The following is a 19,178-nucleotide window of genomic DNA, read 5'->3' as shown; positions in this document are numbered from 1 at the left end:
AACAATTATGAAAACAATTTATAAGTATTTCAATTATCATTCACTGGTCATTATGATATCAATATTAAGTCTATCCTGTGAAGATTTCGTAACCGTTGATGCGCCAAATTACGAAATTACTGGCGAGCTATTATTTACAGATGCATCAAGTGTCGATGCTGCGTTAACCGACATCTACAGTCAACTTCGGGACAACATTTTAACCACCGGAAATATATTAGGCGTGGGATATCTCATGGGACTGTATACAGATGAACTAGTTAATTATAATCCAAACGCTGCTGCTTTACTTTTTTATGAAAACACAGTCTTACCTAACAATAATTCTGTTCTAAACTTTTGGTCAGGCGGCTACAATCTTATTTACGCTACTAATTCTATAATAGAAGGTGTAACCGCATCCCATGCGTTCAGCATTGAAGAAAAAAACACCTATCTTGGTGAAGCTTACTTTTTAAGGGGATTCATCCATTTCTATTTGGTTAATCTTTTCGGTGACATCCCATACATCAGAACAACAGATTATGAGAAGAACCAGAGCATTCCAAAACTAAACCAAGATGTTGTGTATTCTGAAATCATCTTAGATCTACAAGAATCTAAATCCTTCTTAGAAGAATTACCTATGGGCGATTCTAATTTCAGAATCAATCAATTGGTTTCAAGCGCCTTCTTATCCCGTGTTTACCTCTACCAGCATCTCTGGGAAGAAGCTTTAAATGAAGCTGATTATGTTATAAATAGTGGGCACTATCAACTCCAATCAGACATTGACCAAGTATTTTCTAATTTGAGTCCCGAAACTATTTGGCAGTTTGACACTGGAAGAGCTGGCGCTAATACATTAGACGCCCAGACTTATGTTTTCGTTAGTGGCCCTCCTCCAAACAGTGCACTCTCCGAAGCCTTTATTTCCAAAATGGAGCCTCAAGACTTTAGATTTACCCAATGGATTGGACAGGTAACTAATGGATCTGAAACTTGGTTCTTTCCAAATAAATATAAATTTAACAGTCTTACAGACACCACCCAAGAGTGCTCCATCATTTTTCGCTTGGCAGAATTGTATTTAATCAGAGCTGAAGCTTATGCACAATTAGGGCAAATACCTAATGCTCTTAATGATTTAAACCGTATTCGAGACCGCGCCCATTTATCCCCGATAACATCAATAGATTCAGACACGGTTCTCAATGCCATATACGAAGAACGTAGATTTGAATTATTCACAGAAATGGGGCATCGATTTTTAGATTTAAAACGAACAGGATTAATACACAATACTCTTGAAAACGTAAAACCAAATTGGAAACCAACCATGGATAGATTACCCATACCTGATTCTGAATTGATTTTAAATCCCAGTTTGAATCCTCAGAACGACGGCTATTAAACCTGAAATTCATTGCCTTTATAATACATAGTGCATTTTATGTTTATTATGTTTTAGTCTCCTGCTCTCTTTAAGGGAGCAGGATTTTGGCAATTTACTAGGGCATTACACATTTCAATCAATTTTAAATATCATTTATACCGATGATTAGCAAAACCAATAAACATTTTTTGGAAGCTCATTTTCAAATAAAAGTGATTCCAACAGTTTTACTTTTACTAATGTTGCTAGTAAAAAGCAATTCATATTACGCGCAACAACAGGGTAATCTGGTGGTTACCGAGAATGACTATCGACTTTGGGGATTACTCACACAAGAACATTTATCTAAAAATGGTGACTATGTTTCTTATTACATGACCTATCCATCAGGCAAGGATACCTTGTATGTACAAAACACAACAACTCTTAATCGAATAGGGTTCCCAAAGGGGCACCATGGTGCTTTTAGCTTTGATAATTCTTGGTTTATTTTTAAAAACAGTGTTCAAGGGGTAGGTATTCACAATCTAAGTACCCAAGAAACAAATTATATTAAAGATGGGAGAGCTTACCAACTAGCCAACACCCAAAATCATGTAGCAGTATATAATAGCCAAAACAAAAAACTAACCTTATTGGACTTAAAAAAAAACAAACAGACTAGTTTTAATAATATTATAGAGTATCAATTTAACAGCACAGGTAAAACTCTAGCGATTATTTCCAAAACAAAAGACAACTATAGGCTACAACTGATCAACCCTTCTAATACCGCGGTTTCAAAAACCATTTTAAGCTCCCAAAAGGAAATTTCATTTTTAAAATGGCATGACACCCAAGATGAACTGATTTTCTATGAAGCGCAAAGCCTTTCCTCAAATCCTGAGTCAGGCTACATACTCCATCATTTCAATAAAACACTTAACAGCCTTGACCCCCACACTATGTCTGGTTTCCCCAAGGATTATCGTATCACAAAAACGACCATTTCCCAAATGACACAATATTTCATTGCTCATAATGGCTCACAAGTATTTTTTCCAATTTCTAAACATTCTATAAAAAATGAGGAATCCAAAAACGCTATAGGCTCCGAAGTAGAAATTTGGCATTACCAAGCTCCTGAAGTCTTTCCTAAACTTCAGGCCTACCATTCCTATAAAAATTCCGACTTACAAGGGTTTTGGGATATTAAAAAAGGATCTTTCCAAAGTATCACTTCAGGAGAACATCCCTTTAGTTTAATTAATGAGGATCATCAAACGGCATTAGTTTATGGTCAGACTGCATATTTGCCTCTTTACAAATATCAAGGCCATTTTACAGATTATCATCTGATAGATTTAAAAACAAATTCAAAATCAGTAATCTTAAAAAAACACCCTACACGTACTGTTGGCACCTCACCTTCGGGTAGCTACTACAGTTATTTTAAGGACAAAAAGTGGTGGCTCTATGATGTTAAACATAGTCAACACATAAACATTTCTAAAAACATACCTGAAGCATTGCATAAAACCATTACCTATTCCAAAACTCTCCCACCTATTAGCCATCCGGTATGGAATACCCAAGAGACACACCTATACCTAAGCGGACAACATGACGTTTGGCAAATTGATTTACCGTCTTTGAAAACAACTAAACTCACCGATGGAAAAGCCTCTCAATTAAGCTTTAGTGTTTATAAAGGGTCTAACACAAACCCTAAATCCAGAAACCATCTAAATGGAAAAAGTTTAACCGTTCCGTCTCAAGATAATCTTATTTTTCATGCCATAGATTCCACAACTAGGCACATGGGGTATTATCACTATACCCCGAAATCCTTAAAGCCTATTATTTTTGGTGATGCTTTTTCTGATGAAGTTTTTAGCACACCAGATGCTTCCAGATTAACCTTTAGAACCCAAAGATTTAATACGCCCTATACCCTAATGACCTATGCGGATCAACATAAATCAGTATTATACCGCAGTAATCCGCACCATAAAAACTACTATTGGGGAGATTCTAAAATCATTCAATATACCAATTCCAATCAGGATTCCCTCCAAGGCATACTGTATTATCCTGCTCAATTTGATGATACAAAACAATATCCATTAATTGTTCTTCCCTATGAACAGCAAACCAAATACTACAATCAATTTATATTACCATCTCCATTTGCACAAGACATAGCCTTGGTGACTAATTTTACTTTAAATGGTTATTTTGTGTTGTTTCCAGATATTAAATTTCGCTTAAGAAACCTTGGCATGTCCGCTGCTGATTGCATAATTGCAGCGACGGAAACAGCATTAAGAAACCCCTATATCGACAAAAATGCACTCGGATTAATTGGGCATTCACTTGGAGGTTATGAAACCAACTTTACGATTACCCAAACCCAATTGTTTAAAGCTGCTATTTCTGGATCTGGATTTTCTGAATTGTTCAGCAGCGCATTAAGTATTATGCCTGGTTTTGGAAACCAACCAGAATTAAACTATTATGAATTTGGAAGACTACGCATGGACAAGCCTTTTTTTGAAATTCAAGAGAATTATTTAGCCAATTCCCCCATACATCAAATTGATAAGGTAGATACCCCGTTGCTCATTTGGTTTGGAAATGACGATGACCGTGTGAATTGGGAACAAGGCCTGTACATGCACCTAGCTTTACGGCGTATGGACAAAGAAAATATCCTCTTAATTTATCCCAATGAAAAACATGTCCTGGTAGAACAAAAAAACCAACTAGACCTTACCTGTAAAATTATGGATTGGTTTGACTATCATCTAAAACAACAAGCTCCCAAGCCTTGGATATTGAATTCCCATCCCTATAAATCGAAAAGGAGCCGTTAAAGCTCCTTTTCTTTCATCAATAACAAATCCAGTTATGGTTGGTACACCACACGAGGACAGGTCGTATCACTAGGGTTATGTTTCCCGAATACTTGGGCTCCGAACATGCCATTAGTACAAACAGGTCCAGGTGTTAAAGAACAATTTATCGCCTGTTGACAAGGTTCTGGCGCATCGATATACCCAGAAATGGCATTTACTTCACTTACAGAAGATCCTGATGCTGTTGCAAAGGCACTACTGATGGCAAAAGCAACAGCTAGCACAGGAACTATGAATTTAAATTTAAGTGTTTTCATAATAATATATTTAAATGATGATCTACTCTATTTCATACAGGTTTTCGATCTTCCCCCTGATACTGGCCAGTATATCTTAATGTTAAATTTTATTATTGACTTCCGCTTCTCTTAAATCCCTCACTTAAAAACAGAAGATTTAATCTGATTGACCGACAGTTTTTCTCCACTCAATGCAACTAGATAGCTTTCAAACACTTTCAATTCCTTCAATTTTCCTGTATCGAAATGGTAGAGATAAAAGCTAAACTCATAGCGTTCCTTCTCCCAATTATACACATCTATAATGAAAGCATCCTCTAGCATTTCAGATTGCTCATATTTCCCCAATCGATTAGAATGGATCAACATAAAAGCATCAAATTGAGCTGCGGTTCTATTAATTATCAAGGGGGGACTTGTCATCTTCACTTCTCCAGTTTTGGATATTTTGGATAAGGTAATTTGCGCCATGCTTACTGTATCTATCGTTTTCATCCTTTGAATACTTTTTAGATCGGCATCCAAAATCATAAACTCGTTTCTATAATAATAGGAATACCCAAGACTTTTAAAGTCTGGAGACATAGTCAACAAGCCATCAACATCAAAAATCCCATCCATTTGCTTTTCCAAGAGTTCTGGATACAAGTAAGTATTAAAGCCATTCGAATACTGTAACAGTCCCAGTATAGCCTGACGATTGCTGCTACTTATAGTTTTTATAAAAATGCTCACAGAATCCACAGCTTTGGCATTGGTAAAATATACCTCCCCTTTCATCCAATCTCTAGCTTCCCAATCACGCGTATATCCTCTTAAAATACAAGGAACAGTTCCATCCATTACAAAAAAATATGGAGGTACAACATTAACTGTTATAGATTGAAAGGGAATATCTTTGGATTCAAGCCCTATTTTAATGTGTGTTGTATCCTTGGTTTTTAAATTTACTTCCAGTAGGTGCAATGGTGCCGTATGGTTCCCCAGATACAGCCTATCATTTTCAAAACCTGCCAAATAATAAGAGTTATACCCAAGATTAAAATCAAATAATTTTTTAATAGGATGATGGGGATACCGTCTAATAAAAGCATTGTTATGATGCATTTCTTGCTCCGAAGTAACAAATAACAAAACCATTAGCAGTATTCCTGCTACTCCAAAACCCAATAATCTCCATATGAAACTTTTAACTCTCATAGTATAATTGATTGTTTATTAGTATCCATGTAGTCTAAACACCAAAGACCAATTATCGCTATGATTATAAAAACTAGGTTAAAAACAATATGCTCAGTCCAGCCCAATTTTTCTAAAACACCACCACATGAGCAAGGGATGTAATCACTAAAATTCAGTATAAGGATAATATAGGTCGTGAACATCACCATTAAACTATAACTTACATAAAGCACCTGTCTTTTAAACTTATGGCTAAAAATGGTAAACCCCAAAACCAGTTCCCCTAAAGGAAGTGCATACATTATATAATCGGCATATGTGGTTAGGATTGGAGATTGCCCCAATTGAATTCTAAATTGTTCGACTTCTATTAGTTTTTGTATAGCAGCATAAATAAACAGTACACTATATGCAAGGGTTACAATGGCAACTAGTTTGGCAGGTATATTTATAGATACTTTCATAACAATTAATTTGTTATGGTAAAGATCCTAACTATTGTTTATTTGAGAAGGATTAAAACTTATCCCTAAAGGAATTATGATCGATTCCCTTTAAGTTTAGGCTGTTCATTGGCCATTCTTCTCATTTCACTTGGATTATAACCAAAGTGCTGTTTGAAAGTTTTGGAAAAATGAGGAAAACTTTTAAATCCTGTCCGACTAGCAACAACTTTTAGCGGCATATCGCTAAATTGTACGAACATCTTAGCTTGTCGTAACCGTTCTTGAATTAAATACCGATACACACTAATGCCATAAAGTTCCTTAAATCCATACTTTAATTTGAATTCGTTGGTTCCTAATTGTAATGCAAATTCTTTTAAAGATGGAAATTTATCACCTATATTATTAAGTATGTAATCATGGCCGCGTTTAATTATTTTAATATCTTCAAACGTCAGTTTTTTTCTCTTTTTAGAATTATCCACAATGGGTTTAACGGGCTCACTTTTATAAATATGAGTTACAATTTTTTGTTTAATTTCTGCTTCAAATTCATCATGTTGGCTCTTTTGATGCACAGTGGTTATTAAAATTTCTTCAGGACTAAAATTCTTATCCCTCAAATAGGAAACAATGCAGTTCTTTGGAATTAAAAGCCCCTTTTTGTCTTTAAAGACCAATTCCAGATCGAAATCCAAATGGTCTTTCATTTCAACTTGATGCAACCATTGTATCCATTCCCCTTTTGAAGATGAATCCAATAATTCTACGAAAGGTCGATTTATTATATCGCAATAATCCATACTCAAAATAGTACAGCTTTGTTGATTCACCATACGGACAAAGCCATGGCGATTCACCAAAAACCCCATTTGAACAAGGGATCTTTGCACATTATTATCAACAGCAAAACCCTGATGGTACATGACGGCCTGAATTTCCTCAGCCAACATATTAAGCGTAACCAACAAGCCTTCCAAAGTATCGTTACGTTTAGTCCGTCCCAAACGAAAATGGAAATTACCCGAGGCCATCTCTAATATCATCTGATTTATCAGATCAAATCTATGTTTATGTTTACCTTCCATATTGTTTCTTTTTGAACTGAATTAACCTTTTAAGCCATAGCTTAAAAAGCGCTATCTTTAAATTTGTTCAAGAACAATAAAGCGTCCTGTTCATCATCAAACACTTGGGAAGGTACTAAGGGCTTGCTAGTCCTGACATAGAATTTGGTCATCATTTTAGAAACAGGAGTGTCTATTAGAAACGCTACAGCATGTATCAATGATGAGCCTTCAACCGCCAAATAAGCTCTAGCAGGTTTATCAATTTCCTTAATCCCACGGATATCGCACAGTACAGCCAGCCATTGTCCCTCCTGTAATTGTAACCTATCCCGTACAACCTTTACCGCCGTGCCGTATTTTACGGTAACCCCTTCGTGGTACGTCACTTTTAATATGCCATTACTAAACCGGTAACTGGCATATTCATTCTCGTAATACTTTATCATAGCAAATGAAAAAACTGGTCCTTTATTAAACTTACAAAATAATCAACAGACGCGCACCAAAAACAAAAACAAATCACTGAAACACAAGCTATTAATTATCTAAAACGGATTATAATTTATCTGAGAGGGATTTAAAAAATGTTAAATATTTCAATTTATATCAAATCACAGTAAATTTTATGGACTAAACTGAACAACTAAATTTCATCCCTATGAACTACACTAAAATCGTTACCAATTTGGACACCCAATTGGCGGCCATTGAAAGTCGGCCATTGGATATTTTACAGAAATCTGAACAAGGCATTTCATACACTGAACAGCTTATGAAACAATTAAGGTCTAATGTAATTAAGAAAGGTTTTGCCACAGCTAAAGAGGAAATCTTCTTTTTTAAACATATTAAACCCAAGGTATATAGCAGATTGATTTATTATGTTAAACTTTACCGCATTGAAAGTAAGCGTCCTAGAGGCAGTTCTAAATTTCAAATCAAATACTTAAATCAAAATATTCACAGGTTACAGGCCTACTTTCATGACAATCACGAATTCTATCGTTATTTCCGTCGTGGCGCCACCGTATTGGATGATTTATATTTTATGCGCGGCAGATTAGACCTCAGAATTCCATCGGAATCCTATGCTGTCCTAATCGATGATAAATTTTCGACCTGTCAAGACAATGCCGTGGCTCGCATTTTAGCTTTTGACCTACTTATTCACTATCTACAGAAGGAAATTAAAAAACTCGAAAACCTAAAATTTACTACAGATTCGGATGATGACTCATCAACCTTTTTACATTGGACAGGAAGTAAAACCGAACTTATTGAACTAATCTATGCTCTGAATTGCAGCCGAGTGATTAATAGTGGCACTGCTGACATTAAGGAAATCGCCTCCTTTTTCGAAAAGTATTTTAACATCGAACTTGGAAATTATTACCACACTTTTATTGAAATCAGAGCGCGCAAATCCAGTAACACCAAATTTCTTAATCGACTTACAGAAAGTCTCAAAGCCAAATTAATCGAGTCCGACCAATAAATCCCAAGTTATCCCAACTTGGGGTTTTACAATATGATTTGTTTTGAGTTTTATGGACGTTACCGAATAGGTCTAAAAATCAAATTTATCATAATGAACAGCGTTCAAATGATCTCCAAGAGATTAAAAAAAATTTCTCCCAACTAGGGAACAACTATTGATTTTTAACCAACACCTTTCTTCAACTTTGCCCATAAATCCAAACTTCTTTGGATCTCATTTTTTTTTAACCTTAAAAATCAAACACTATGGGAGCGACAATACTTACTGTAGAAGACTTGGAAGCATTTAAACTGGAACTCTTAGCATCCATCAAACAACTATTTATAGAACATGATCGGATACAATTAAAAAAACAATTGCGCTCCTCGGATCTTATGAAACAATTAAACATAAGTTCTGGCGCCCTCCAAAACTTAAGGATCAATGGAACATTCCCATATTCCAAAGTCGGAGGTCTTATTTTCTATCAAGCTGAGGATATCCAACGTATAATTAATGAAAACCGAATTGATGAGCACCAAATATCTTAGTTATGAATTACATCAAACACCTCAATGAAGTTTTTAAAATCTTTCAAAAAGATTCCAGATTAAATGCATCGCATATAAGTCTATATATGGCCTTGTTTCAATTTTGGAACTACGCAAACTTTAAAAACCCTTTTTTCTTTGCTAGGGCAGAGATTATGGCCATGGCCAAATTAGGCGCTTCCAAAACGTACTATCGCTGTCTAAAAAATCTTCACGATTGGCAATACATTCAATATTTCCCTTCCCATAACCCCTATAAGGGCAGCAGAGTCAAGATGTATCTTTTTGACCCAACTAAGAAACAAGTTGGAAACCACAGGGAGACCAGTAGGCCACTAGCAGTAGCACCTATACTAAACACTATTAAACATAATAAAAACATAAATAAACCTACAGAACTAAAGGAAGTTTTAGAATTTTTCAGTTCCAAAGGTTGGCCAGTTCAGGAAGCAAAAAAATATTATGAGTACAATGAAAACAAAGGCTGGAACATTCCAGTTGAATCTGTGATAAACGATTGGCAGGCACTTGCAAGGCAATGGATGCTGAAAACAATCAGTCCAAACACCACAACTGTACAGTTACCAACAAAAACAACATTAAAAAACTATGAGCACCCCCTATAATATCACAGAAGGCCATCACGTATTTACGCTCGGGCAGGTCCAAGGAAACACCATCCATTATAACTTCGACCAGGTCTGGATCTATTTGCAACACAAAGGTCAATTACTGTTTGGCAAGCGTTTTAAATTGCACGAGACCGATCGCGAAATCATTCTAAAACTTTGCTGTTACTATATCCAAGACCAAGAATTTTGCCATGCGCATAATATCGATTTAAAAAAGGGCATTTTATTATCAGGCCCCGAGGGATGTGGTAAGGCAAGTTTAATGAAACTACTGCGGCATGTTATCCTAAAACCTAAACTCTACAAAGTGGTACATTCCAGAAACATCGTGTTTCAATTCAATCAAACAGGCACAAAGGCCATCGAGGCCTATGGCAACAGATATGCCTACTGCTTTTTGGGCTTAGGTCTTGAACCACAGGGTAAGTTTTACAGTAACAATTGTAACGTCATGCGCGAAATCATCTATTCCCGTCACGATCTATTTTTAAAAACAGGCATTAAAACCTATGGTACTACCCAACTCAATGCCTTGGAAATTGAATCGAATTATGGCACTAGAGTCCGTTCCATGATGCGGCAACTATTCAATTTAATGACCTTTTCAACACATAGCAAAAACAAATACACTTAAACCAGAAACCTATGAAACTAGCAACATTTAATATTGAAAATCTATTCCACAGAGACCGTAAACTTATGGAAAGCGCCTTAGATTCCAGTCGCAAACAATGGATTCAGGAAATGGACGAATTAATGATTAAAACACCTAAAACGGTAGGAGCTATCGCACGTATTCGAGAACTAGCCTATCTATTAGGGTTTGAAAACATTACAAATAAACCCTATGCCCTATTAAGTAATAAAGATGGGATTTTATTTTTTAAGGGCTGCGATTACTCCGAAAGGATAAAGGCCACCTTGATCAACAATTGGAATGGCTGGTTGCAGCTTCAGACCCAGGCGATCCCTGTTGTTGCCACCTCCAACAAAGCTAGGGTCATATCGGAAATAAACCCAGACATTCTTGTATTACAAGAAGTTGAGGATAGAATCTCTCTAGAACAGTTCAATAAAGAACTGCTCCCAAAATTCCAATGCGCCCCTTACAAGGACATTCAGATCATTCAAAACAATATCGACCACGGTTTGGAAACTGCACTTTTACTACGAGAAGGGTATGAACTGTTGCACATCAAAACCCATTACCAAAATCCTTTAATTGAATTTAAAATTTTAATGCCCGACACTAGCGTATTGCATCTCTTGGCTATTAACTTTAAAAAAACTACTAATGAAAATGACGTATTGGATGAAAAGCGGGCCTTTTTCTCTTTGTATTTAGCCAAACGTTATGAAGCCTTAATAGCCGAAGGCAATCAACATATCGTCATTGCTGGTTCCTTGGGTGCCCCCTCCTATTGCTATTCCGTAGCGCCTCTAATTCAAAAAACCTCACTAAAAGATATTACCCGCCACCTCTCCTTCGAGGTCATTTTAGATCAAGGTGTCGATGAAAAATACCATCGTTTGGGAGCCTATCGCAAAGGGGTCAACATTAAGCAAACGGATTATATGTTGTTATCCCCAAGGCTCTTTGAGGTCCTGGTAGATAGTGGCCTGAACAGAAAAGGGATGTGGCCAAAACACCGCCCACAATTCCACCATTACAAGAGCATCAAAAATAGCACACAAGCGGCAAGTTCCCATCCTTTGGTCTGGGGCAAACTAAAATTTCACTAGCCTGGTATTACACTTTTAATGGACAATTAAAAATTTTTAATTAAAAAATTTCATCCGATATTGGCATCATCAAAACGCTAACAACCAAATTATCAACATAGTAAGACACTCCTTCTTAATGTGTTTCCACAAAACAGAAGCAGCTGTACCTCTATGAATATCTGTTAACCACATGCAATTAATCAAACTAAAAACCAGAGTGGAACGTCTAGCTTTTAAAATAGATGCCCCGACACATTTGCTACCCACTTACCACATCCCAAGAGGTGATGCATTACCACATATAGAATATGATACGACTGGCCAGTTTCATTTTGTGGTTTCAGAACGTGGACAAGAGTTAAAACGAAAAACTACCACCGAGGAAAATGAAATCCTGTATTGGATATTTTCCTCCATTACCTACTATATGGCTACTGCTTATGAGTTAAAGCACCGAAATAGAAATCAGGATTGCAAACGCATGATTTATTCCAAACAGGAGGTTTTACTTAGCCTTATCGACCCTAAATGGGGACAACGTATACATTTGGAACATCAATATCACATCGAGCAGCACCCTTTTGATGATTTTATGTTTTTAAGAATGGATTATACCGATCAATTAAAGGAACAAGGATATACCGAATTGGAAATTCGGAATCTGGTGGCTAAAAAATATCCTAAGAAGTCTCCAAAAACATTAAGGTATCGATCTACTACAACCTTACCTGAACGATCGTAGCCAGGCACCTAAAGCCTTCAACAGCTCGTTGCACCAGGTCAGTAAAGCATGATAAAACGTATTCATAATTTTGAGTATTGGTTTAACATATAATATAAGCCTTGAGCAATATCACGAATAGTTTCAGGTTTAGCTAATAGGATACCCTCTTCGGGATGGGATAAAAATCCCAATTCCACTAATACGCTTGGCACGGTTTTATCAAGATCACGAAGCACCTTAAAATTCGCAAACTTTACACCTCTACTTGGCCAATCCAAGTGGCGGGACATGCCCTGTACCAAACCAAAGGCATATAAAATTGATATCTTGCCAACTTTCGATGGACTCCAATACGTAAAGACTTCAATGCCCTGAGCGTTTTTACTAGCCGCATAATTACAATGAATTGACATAAAAAAGTCCACGTTCTGGTCGATAGCCATTTGGCTACGAACGCCTAGTTTCAACAAGGTATCCTCTTGTCGGGTAGTTAATAATTCCAAGGACGATGACGGGTAGTCACGCTGGATATTAAGCATTTGGTTGACAACTTGCAGTACGATGTCCTTTTCCATTGTTCCTGTCAAGGAGCAGGCTCCAGAATCCGATCCCCCATGCCCTGGATCCAATAGCACTACAAATTTTTGATCTATGAGCTGTTGACTATACCCATTACAGAGTCCTAAAACCGAAAGGAATACCGCTAAATTCAAATACTGATTGATCGCTTTCATCTTGTTTTTTTATTGCACAAAATGCAACCAATTCCAAATTCACATGTTAAGTATTTAAATTTTAACGCTTTAGAACGTTAATATTTTTGCATTTCCCATAAAAAGAGGAGGTTCAAAATACATTCATAAATGATCAGAATAACAACCGCCTTAACGGCCTAAACCTAATCATTATGAAAACATCTGTGTACGTATTTTTGGCTTTGATTTTTACATCTATGCCTGCCTTTGCCCAAATAGGAGGCATAGAAGACTCTGTTAACGATATTTCCAACACCATTAGGTCTATTTTCCCCATCATTCTCGGGGTGATTTTCCTTGTTGGTTTTTTATTTAATGCTGGGCATTTCTTTGGTGAAAATGCCGATTTAAAAAAGGGCATCACCCGGGTACTCGTATTTGTATTAATAGCAGGTGCTGTAGTTGGAATCTTCACTTACCTTATAGGTATCGTAGTGTAATGAAACGCTTTACCATCTACAGAAACATTAGAAAGCAGGCATTGATCTATGGGCTACCATTACCTTTTTTTGCCTTGATGATGATGGCGATACTCGCCTCCCTTTTGATCATAATCTTTTCTTTTGGCGCTTTGTTGATCTTGGGGTGTCTGCTTTGTAATGTTAGTCTTTATATCTGTTTACTGAGGTTGTCTAACCGCCCCGCCGCCCTTACTTATAAACGGTCATTTCCAAAACTCATTTCTAACAAAAAACCATCTATAGGCCATGGCTTCTAAACTAAATTTATTCTCCATTTACCCCATAGTAGACATTCAAGACCATTTGGTCCTGGCCAACAACGGCAATGCCTTGTTAGCCTATCGTTTAGAGCTTCCTGAAATTTACACGCTTTCGGAAAAAGATTATGAAGAATTACATGGTGCATGGTTCCAAGCCCTCAAGACCCTGCCTGCTGGTACTATCGTCCATAAGCAGGACCTCTATCGCAAACGGGTATATGAGGCCGAGAATCTAAAACATGACACGTTTTTAGAACAAGCCACTTACGCCCATTTTAAAGGGCGCGAATATCTATCCCATGACTGTTATGTGTTTTTCATTTTACCCAAACTCAATACCATGAGCCAGTCCCAATTCATTAATCCGTTTAAAACTGTAGCAAACATCCAGGTCAAACAGCTGGATGATAAGCTGCAACAGTTCATTAAAACGGTCTCAGAAAGTGTCGCTGGTCTAAACGCCCATAAAAAATTAAACTTTATACCGTTAAAGGCTCCAGAGATCCACACCTTGACAATCGACTTTTTCAATGGTTATAATAGCCATGTTGATACGGATTTAATCTTGGATCAAGGCCACGCGCAGATTGGTGACCATTTTTTTGATGTATTGGCCATTAACAGTGAGCTTTGTTTTGACGATGCTGTGCAGACCAGTAAGCAAAATCCCCTATTTACTTCTGACGAGTTCACTTTTCATCAAGGGTTCATAGAAGGTATAGGCCTGCAACTCCATGGCAACCATATGATCAACCAAATGTTCTACCTGGATGATAGACAAGTCTGGCGTAAACATTTAGATAAGAAAGTCGAGGAATTGCAAAAGAGTGCCAACTTTGGTTCTCAGAATAAGGTCATTTTAGAAAAAATTCAGGAAATCCTCCATCAGATCAACGCCGACGATCAAGCCCGCATCATTCGAGGACAACTAAACGTCGTGTATTGGGACAAATCCCTGAGTGATTTGGACCGATTGGGGACACAGATTAAAACAGAATTTAAGGAATTGGAAATGACTCCCTATTACCCCAAAGGTGAAGCGCGTAAAAATTACCTTTTAAATAGCTATTGTTGTTTTGCCTCCAATTTTTCCAACACCGACCTTTATGTCACCGATTTAAAACACGCCCTTTGTCTTTTAATTCAAACCAGCAACTACCGATCAGATCCTCAAGGCATCCTATTTAATGAACGTTGCCATAACCTACCCGTTTTCAAAGATGTGTGGGATGAGTCCAAGAAGCGCATCAAGGCTCGAAACTTTGCTGTTTTCGCTCCTACAGGTGAGGGCAAATCCTTTTTGGCCAATAATATTTTAAGACAGTATTTTGAATCTGGAGTACGCTTGGTTATCATTGATCTTGGGGGTTCCTACACCAAATTTGCGAAGCTCTACCCTAACGACCACACCATTTTACGGTATGAAACCGGGCGCAACCTCGGTATCAATCCCTTCTACATCAGCAAGGACAGTGACTTGGGACCTGAACGATTGGAGGATCTTTCCATTTTCCTTTCCGAGCTCTTTGCCGCCAATGCTGCACCTAATAAGGCAGAAACCGTTGCCCTCAAAAAAATACTGGCCTTTTACTATCAAAACGTGGCTCAGGAACATTCTTTAGAATCCCTCTATCACTTTATCGAAAGCCAACAAAAAGATTTATTAAAACACCTAAAAATCCATGAGGACTATTTCAACATCACTAATTTCCTCCATATTATCTCGGAATACGTTGGAGATGGCCTGTACAGTTTTCTGTTTAAGGTAACCGAAGACCAAACCTATAAATTGGAGGATAAGCGCCTGATTGTATTTGAACTGGATGAAGTGAAAAACAATAAGGAAATACTCTCGGTGATGCTCAAGCTCATCAAATCGGCCATCCAGCGTACTATTTGGAAAAACCGTTCGGAACGAGGCATCATACTTTTTGATGAATTTGCAAAACAGTTAAAATTCGACAATGTTTTAGAAAGTGTCGAGTTCTATTATCAAGCCATTCGCAAGCAAAATGGTGCTATTGGCATCATACTACAATCCATCAACCAATTACCCAATACGGCAACTTCGGCCAGCATTCTAGAGAACACACAGATCATATATAGCTTGAACAATGAAAAGGGCTATGATGACCTTCAGCAGCGCTTAAAACTATCACAACACGACCTGAACCAACTCAAGTCAATTAAGAACAATTTATCGGGTCCTTTAAAATACACCGAAATGTTCATTAAAATTGGACGTGAGAGCAATGTGTTCCGCTTGGAAGTACCGGCTTCAGTGTACGCCGCATATCTGACGGATGGCCCAGAGAACGATGCCATCATGGCCTTATATGAAAATTACGGCTGTATGGAAAAAGCCATCACTGCCTATACCAACAAAAACCAACGCCTATGAAACCTTTACTCTTAACTTTAGTACTTGTGCTTAACATACAGCACCATTGCTTTGCCCAGGGCATGCCCGTGTACGACAACACCAACTTCATCAGTCTAGCAAAGTCCTTAATCGAGTCTGCGAAACAAACCTCCCAGCTCATCCAAACGGTCAATTTTTTAAAAGACCAAAAGGAAAACATCGAAAAGGTCAATGCTATTGTAAAACAGCTCAAGGCGGTAAAAGCCCTGACTGAAAACAACCAGCGCCTGTTCAATATGGTACGTGATGATCTCCGGAATATCCTGGACTCGCCGTATGTAAAACCTGAAGAGGTGGAACGTATCAGTCAATCCTTTAATGCCATTTTAGACCAAGCCTTGGATGATCTGGACTTTATAGACCAAATCCTATCCAGCGACCTTCTTAAGATGACCGATGGCGAACGCACGGCTATTTTAAAGGAGCGGGAAAAGGCCTCTAAAGCTATGGTCTCTGATTTACAGTTAAAAACAGAACGTTACCGCGACATTATTGCATTTCGGAAAATGCAGGATCTCGTAAACCATCGTGATACCAACTATTAAACCGTAAAATCATGATACTATTAGGAATTGGATTGGAATACGTGGATGCCATCTTTGAAACCATTAAAGGCAGTGATTTTTCGCAATACACCATTACAGGTATGAAAACTTTGGCCGTGGTATTCTTTTTGGTCAATATTATAAAAAAATACAGTGAGGGCGCTACGAACCAAGATGGTGTTTCTTGGGGTTTGACCCCTACAGATTTGATCAAAAATTTTGTAGTGGTACTGCTAGTTATCTTTTCTTCGCAATTATTATCGGTGTTTGACGGTATTCTGGTAGCCATAGAAACCCAATACCGAGATACGGCTCCTGCTCTGCTGCCCCTACAGCTACAGGAACTGCCAATGGAAGAAGATGTTAATGTGGTCGAGGCTGCCAGCCGAGCCCTTTCGGTTCTCTATGAGGCACTGGTAACTCCGCTGTATGGCTGGAAAATTTTCGCTTTTATATTGAGTCTTAGTCTCTGGATTTTGGATTTATTCCTCTATCCCTTGTTTTTAGCAGAGCGCTATTTCTTACTGGCCATTATGCAGGCTTTCTTTCCCCTGGTCATTAGTTTAGCAGTATTTGAGAAATTCCGCACTTTGGCCTATACCTTTTTTAAATTATATGCTGCGGTTTACATGCTTGTTCCCGCATTTTTTATGGTCAATATTTTCATCAATGCCATTTATACCGAACTGAACGCCTCGTTTTGGAGCAATCTTTTCGGCACTGACGTTGGTCACCGAGTGTTTGCTCCAGTGGTGGAATTGGGCAGTATTGCTTTCATCATTTTATTAAAATTCAAATTATACCGTCGCGCTACTTCATTCACCTTTAGACTTTTTACTTAAATGGAAACTCCTATTAAAAATATATATACCGTTCTCAGACTGAATCGCATCATTGTTTTGGCCGTCATAGGGTTTGCACTTATAAGCACGCTTAGTGCAGCTTGGGTCGTTTACGATATGCATCAAAAATCCCTGAACAATGCTTTCGCCATTAGTACAGATGGCAGTGTGATTCCTTTAAAATGGGTCTCTCAAAGAGAGAATTTAGAGGTTGAAGTGCTAGCCCACCTAGATTTGTTCCATCGTTATTTTTATAATATTGATGCCAGTAACTTCGAAAACCACCTTGAAAAGGCACTCTGGCTGGGCAATAGTTCGGTGGATGATCTGTACCGCCAAAAACGCGCTGACGGCGTCTATAACCGTCTGATTCAATATTCCTTGGTGCAACACGTGGTAAGCATCGAATCCCAGGTGGATCTTACGCAAGACCCCTACCGTTTTACGACTACAACGGTTTTTGAAATTAACCGAGGAACCGTAGTAGATACTTACGAATTACAATCTACAGGACAATTGATACACGTCGATCGCCATTTTCCCCACAATACCCATGGCCTATTGATTACCAATTATTTTGAACAACAACTTCGTAAAGTGGCATCAGACACACCAAAAAATTAATTATTATGACAGCATCCAAACCCAAACTCGTATTTATAACCATTATCATCTTGGTTCTTCTGTTTATTGGTGCTTATGCGTGGCAGGTTCTTCAGGAAGCACCAGAGGACACTCCACAATTACTGCAACCTGAACTGCCACAATTAGAAAAGGAACAAGAAACCTTTTCATCAAAATTGGAAGCCATTAACCAATTAAAAGAAGTCAAACAGACCAATGCCCCAAGTATATACGATGAAAAGCTATTGGATTCCTTTGGTTTTTTCGATAATGAATTATTGGACAAAAACAAAGACCATATTATTGATAGTATATTCCGTTTGGGCGCTTTGGATTATGATAAACAATCCTATAGGACACCAGAAATAGCAACCAAAATTTCCACTACCGATACTTTAGCTGTTAACCCAGATGCTAAAGCTGTGGTTGATTTCCTATTAGTAGCCCAACAACAAAGCTTGGAGCACCAACTTTTTTTCGCTTCAAACCCCGAGACTTTACCTGTTTACAAGACTAAGGACAGCTCCATCATTGTTGTCGTCGATGGAAACCAAACCCTAAAGGCCAACCAACGCTTACGTATGCGTTTGGCGCAACCTGTACATTTTAATAATCAGGTCTTCCCCAAAAACACACCGGTATATGGTTTTGTGAGCTTTAAACCCAATCGGGCCTTATTGAATATTTTCAATATCAATCACCAGCCTGTACGATTAAAAGCATTCGACTTAACCGATGGTAATGAAGGCATTTATGTAGAGCACAGTTTTCGTGCTGAAGCGCAATCTGAAGTTCTTGGTGACATTGTAGACGACATTAATATCGCTGGAATCCCACAGGTAAGTGGCCTTAAAACCGTATTTCAACGCACCAATCGCAATCTTAAAATTAAGATTGTAAACAACTACAAATTGATTTTAAAACCGAATTAATAACGCTAAACATAAATCT

Annotated in this window: 20 protein-coding genes; 14 read left to right on the top strand and 6 right to left on the bottom strand. The window is 37.8% G+C overall.

Annotated elements, in window-relative coordinates; all coding sequences use genetic code 11:
- The first annotated feature begins 52 nt into the window (after nucleotides 1–52).
- Together ACR9EA_RS05335 and ACR9EA_RS05330 are read left to right on the top strand one after the other, a co-directional pair.
- Nucleotides 53–1,393, top strand: coding sequence for a RagB/SusD family nutrient uptake outer membrane protein (locus ACR9EA_RS05335; RefSeq protein WP_435138485.1), 1,341 nt, complete (start codon nucleotides 53–55; stop codon nucleotides 1,391–1,393).
- A gap of 170 nt (nucleotides 1,394–1,563) precedes the next feature.
- Nucleotides 1,564–4,230: an alpha/beta hydrolase family protein gene (locus tag ACR9EA_RS05330; RefSeq protein WP_435138483.1), complete on the top strand. Its 2,667-nt coding sequence runs from the start codon at nucleotides 1,564–1,566 to the stop codon at nucleotides 4,228–4,230.
- Nucleotides 4,231–4,262: 32 nt separating this feature from the next.
- Here the strand turns inward: ACR9EA_RS05330 and ACR9EA_RS05325 are convergent, their stop codons facing one another.
- The 5 genes from ACR9EA_RS05325 to ACR9EA_RS05305 form a co-directional block, all read right to left on the bottom strand.
- On the bottom strand, nucleotides 4,263–4,529 hold the full coding sequence (locus tag ACR9EA_RS05325; RefSeq protein ID WP_435138481.1) for a DUF6520 family protein: 267 nt from the start codon (nucleotides 4,527–4,529) through the stop codon (nucleotides 4,263–4,265).
- 120 nt (nucleotides 4,530–4,649) lie between these two features.
- A complete protein-coding gene (locus ACR9EA_RS05320) occupies nucleotides 4,650–5,711 on the bottom strand; it encodes a hypothetical protein (RefSeq protein WP_435138479.1) in 1,062 nt (353 codons plus the stop codon).
- Nucleotides 5,708–6,157: a MauE/DoxX family redox-associated membrane protein gene (locus ACR9EA_RS05315; protein WP_435138477.1), complete on the bottom strand. Its 450-nt coding sequence runs from the start codon at nucleotides 6,155–6,157 to the stop codon at nucleotides 5,708–5,710. The genes ACR9EA_RS05320 and ACR9EA_RS05315 overlap by 4 nt, the downstream gene beginning before the upstream one ends.
- A 74-nt stretch (nucleotides 6,158–6,231) precedes the next feature.
- Nucleotides 6,232–7,227 carry a helix-turn-helix domain-containing protein gene (locus ACR9EA_RS05310; protein WP_435138475.1) on the bottom strand — a complete coding sequence of 332 codons (996 nt, stop codon included), beginning with the start codon at nucleotides 7,225–7,227 and terminating at the stop codon, nucleotides 6,232–6,234.
- Nucleotides 7,228–7,268: 41 nt separating this feature from the next.
- Nucleotides 7,269–7,655: a DUF7793 family protein gene (locus ACR9EA_RS05305; protein WP_435138473.1), complete on the bottom strand. Its 387-nt coding sequence runs from the start codon at nucleotides 7,653–7,655 to the stop codon at nucleotides 7,269–7,271.
- 212 nt (nucleotides 7,656–7,867) lie between these two features.
- On the opposite strand from ACR9EA_RS05305, the gene ACR9EA_RS05300 reads away from it, so the two are divergent.
- From ACR9EA_RS05300 to ACR9EA_RS05275, 6 genes are all read left to right on the top strand, one after another.
- Nucleotides 7,868–8,704: an RteC domain-containing protein gene (locus ACR9EA_RS05300; RefSeq protein ID WP_435138471.1), complete on the top strand. Its 837-nt coding sequence runs from the start codon at nucleotides 7,868–7,870 to the stop codon at nucleotides 8,702–8,704.
- A gap of 248 nt (nucleotides 8,705–8,952) precedes the next feature.
- Entirely contained in the window at nucleotides 8,953–9,237 is a 285-nt protein-coding gene (locus ACR9EA_RS05295) for a helix-turn-helix domain-containing protein (protein WP_435138469.1), read from the top strand.
- A gap of 2 nt (nucleotides 9,238–9,239) precedes the next feature.
- Entirely contained in the window at nucleotides 9,240–9,863 is a 624-nt protein-coding gene (locus ACR9EA_RS05290; RefSeq protein WP_435138467.1) for a hypothetical protein, read from the top strand.
- Nucleotides 9,847–10,503: an ATPase gene (locus ACR9EA_RS05285; RefSeq protein WP_435138465.1), complete on the top strand. Its 657-nt coding sequence runs from the start codon at nucleotides 9,847–9,849 to the stop codon at nucleotides 10,501–10,503. The genes ACR9EA_RS05290 and ACR9EA_RS05285 overlap by 17 nt, the downstream gene beginning before the upstream one ends.
- 11 nt (nucleotides 10,504–10,514) lie before the next feature.
- Nucleotides 10,515–11,612 (top strand): hypothetical protein, encoded by a 1,098-nt coding sequence (locus tag ACR9EA_RS05280; RefSeq protein ID WP_435138463.1) that lies wholly within the window; start codon nucleotides 10,515–10,517, stop codon nucleotides 11,610–11,612.
- 172 nt (nucleotides 11,613–11,784) lie between these two features.
- Complete coding sequence (locus tag ACR9EA_RS05275; RefSeq protein WP_435138461.1) at nucleotides 11,785–12,336, top strand: Imm63 family immunity protein; 552 nt, start codon at nucleotides 11,785–11,787, stop codon at nucleotides 12,334–12,336.
- A 62-nt stretch (nucleotides 12,337–12,398) separates the two neighbouring features.
- On the opposite strand, the gene ACR9EA_RS05270 is transcribed toward ACR9EA_RS05275, so the two are convergent.
- Nucleotides 12,399–13,052 carry an N-acetylmuramoyl-L-alanine amidase family protein gene (locus ACR9EA_RS05270; RefSeq protein WP_435138459.1) on the bottom strand — a complete coding sequence of 218 codons (654 nt, stop codon included), beginning with the start codon at nucleotides 13,050–13,052 and terminating at the stop codon, nucleotides 12,399–12,401.
- Between the two features lie 173 nt (nucleotides 13,053–13,225).
- Here ACR9EA_RS05270 and ACR9EA_RS05265 point away from each other — a divergent pair, with 173 nt between their 5' ends.
- The 6 genes from ACR9EA_RS05265 (at nucleotide 13,226) to traM (ending at nucleotide 19,159) form a co-directional block, all read left to right on the top strand.
- Complete coding sequence (locus ACR9EA_RS05265; RefSeq protein ID WP_435138457.1) at nucleotides 13,226–13,513, top strand: hypothetical protein; 288 nt, start codon at nucleotides 13,226–13,228, stop codon at nucleotides 13,511–13,513.
- A gap of 267 nt (nucleotides 13,514–13,780) precedes the next feature.
- Nucleotides 13,781–16,195, top strand: a complete 2,415-nt coding sequence (locus tag ACR9EA_RS05260; RefSeq protein ID WP_435138455.1) for a TraG family conjugative transposon ATPase — start codon at nucleotides 13,781–13,783, stop codon at nucleotides 16,193–16,195.
- Nucleotides 16,192–16,761 (top strand): conjugal transfer protein, encoded by a 570-nt coding sequence (locus ACR9EA_RS05255; RefSeq protein WP_435138453.1) that lies wholly within the window; start codon nucleotides 16,192–16,194, stop codon nucleotides 16,759–16,761. The genes ACR9EA_RS05260 and ACR9EA_RS05255 overlap by 4 nt, the downstream gene beginning before the upstream one ends.
- 11 nt (nucleotides 16,762–16,772) lie before the next feature.
- Nucleotides 16,773–17,603, top strand: coding sequence for a hypothetical protein (locus ACR9EA_RS05250; protein WP_435138451.1), 831 nt, complete (start codon nucleotides 16,773–16,775; stop codon nucleotides 17,601–17,603).
- Nucleotides 17,604–18,227 (top strand): conjugal transfer protein TraK, encoded by a 624-nt coding sequence (locus ACR9EA_RS05245; protein WP_435138449.1) that lies wholly within the window; start codon nucleotides 17,604–17,606, stop codon nucleotides 18,225–18,227.
- A gap of 5 nt (nucleotides 18,228–18,232) precedes the next feature.
- On the top strand, nucleotides 18,233–19,159 hold the full coding sequence (traM, locus tag ACR9EA_RS05240; RefSeq protein WP_435138447.1) for a conjugative transposon protein TraM: 927 nt from the start codon (nucleotides 18,233–18,235) through the stop codon (nucleotides 19,157–19,159).
- Nucleotides 19,160–19,178: the final 19 nt, after the last annotated feature.

It is taken from the genome of Formosa sp. A9 (assembly GCF_051200825.1).
In the GTDB taxonomy this organism is placed as follows: domain Bacteria; phylum Bacteroidota; class Bacteroidia; order Flavobacteriales; family Flavobacteriaceae; genus Formosa.
This window is presented reverse-complemented; position numbering and strand designations above follow the sequence as displayed.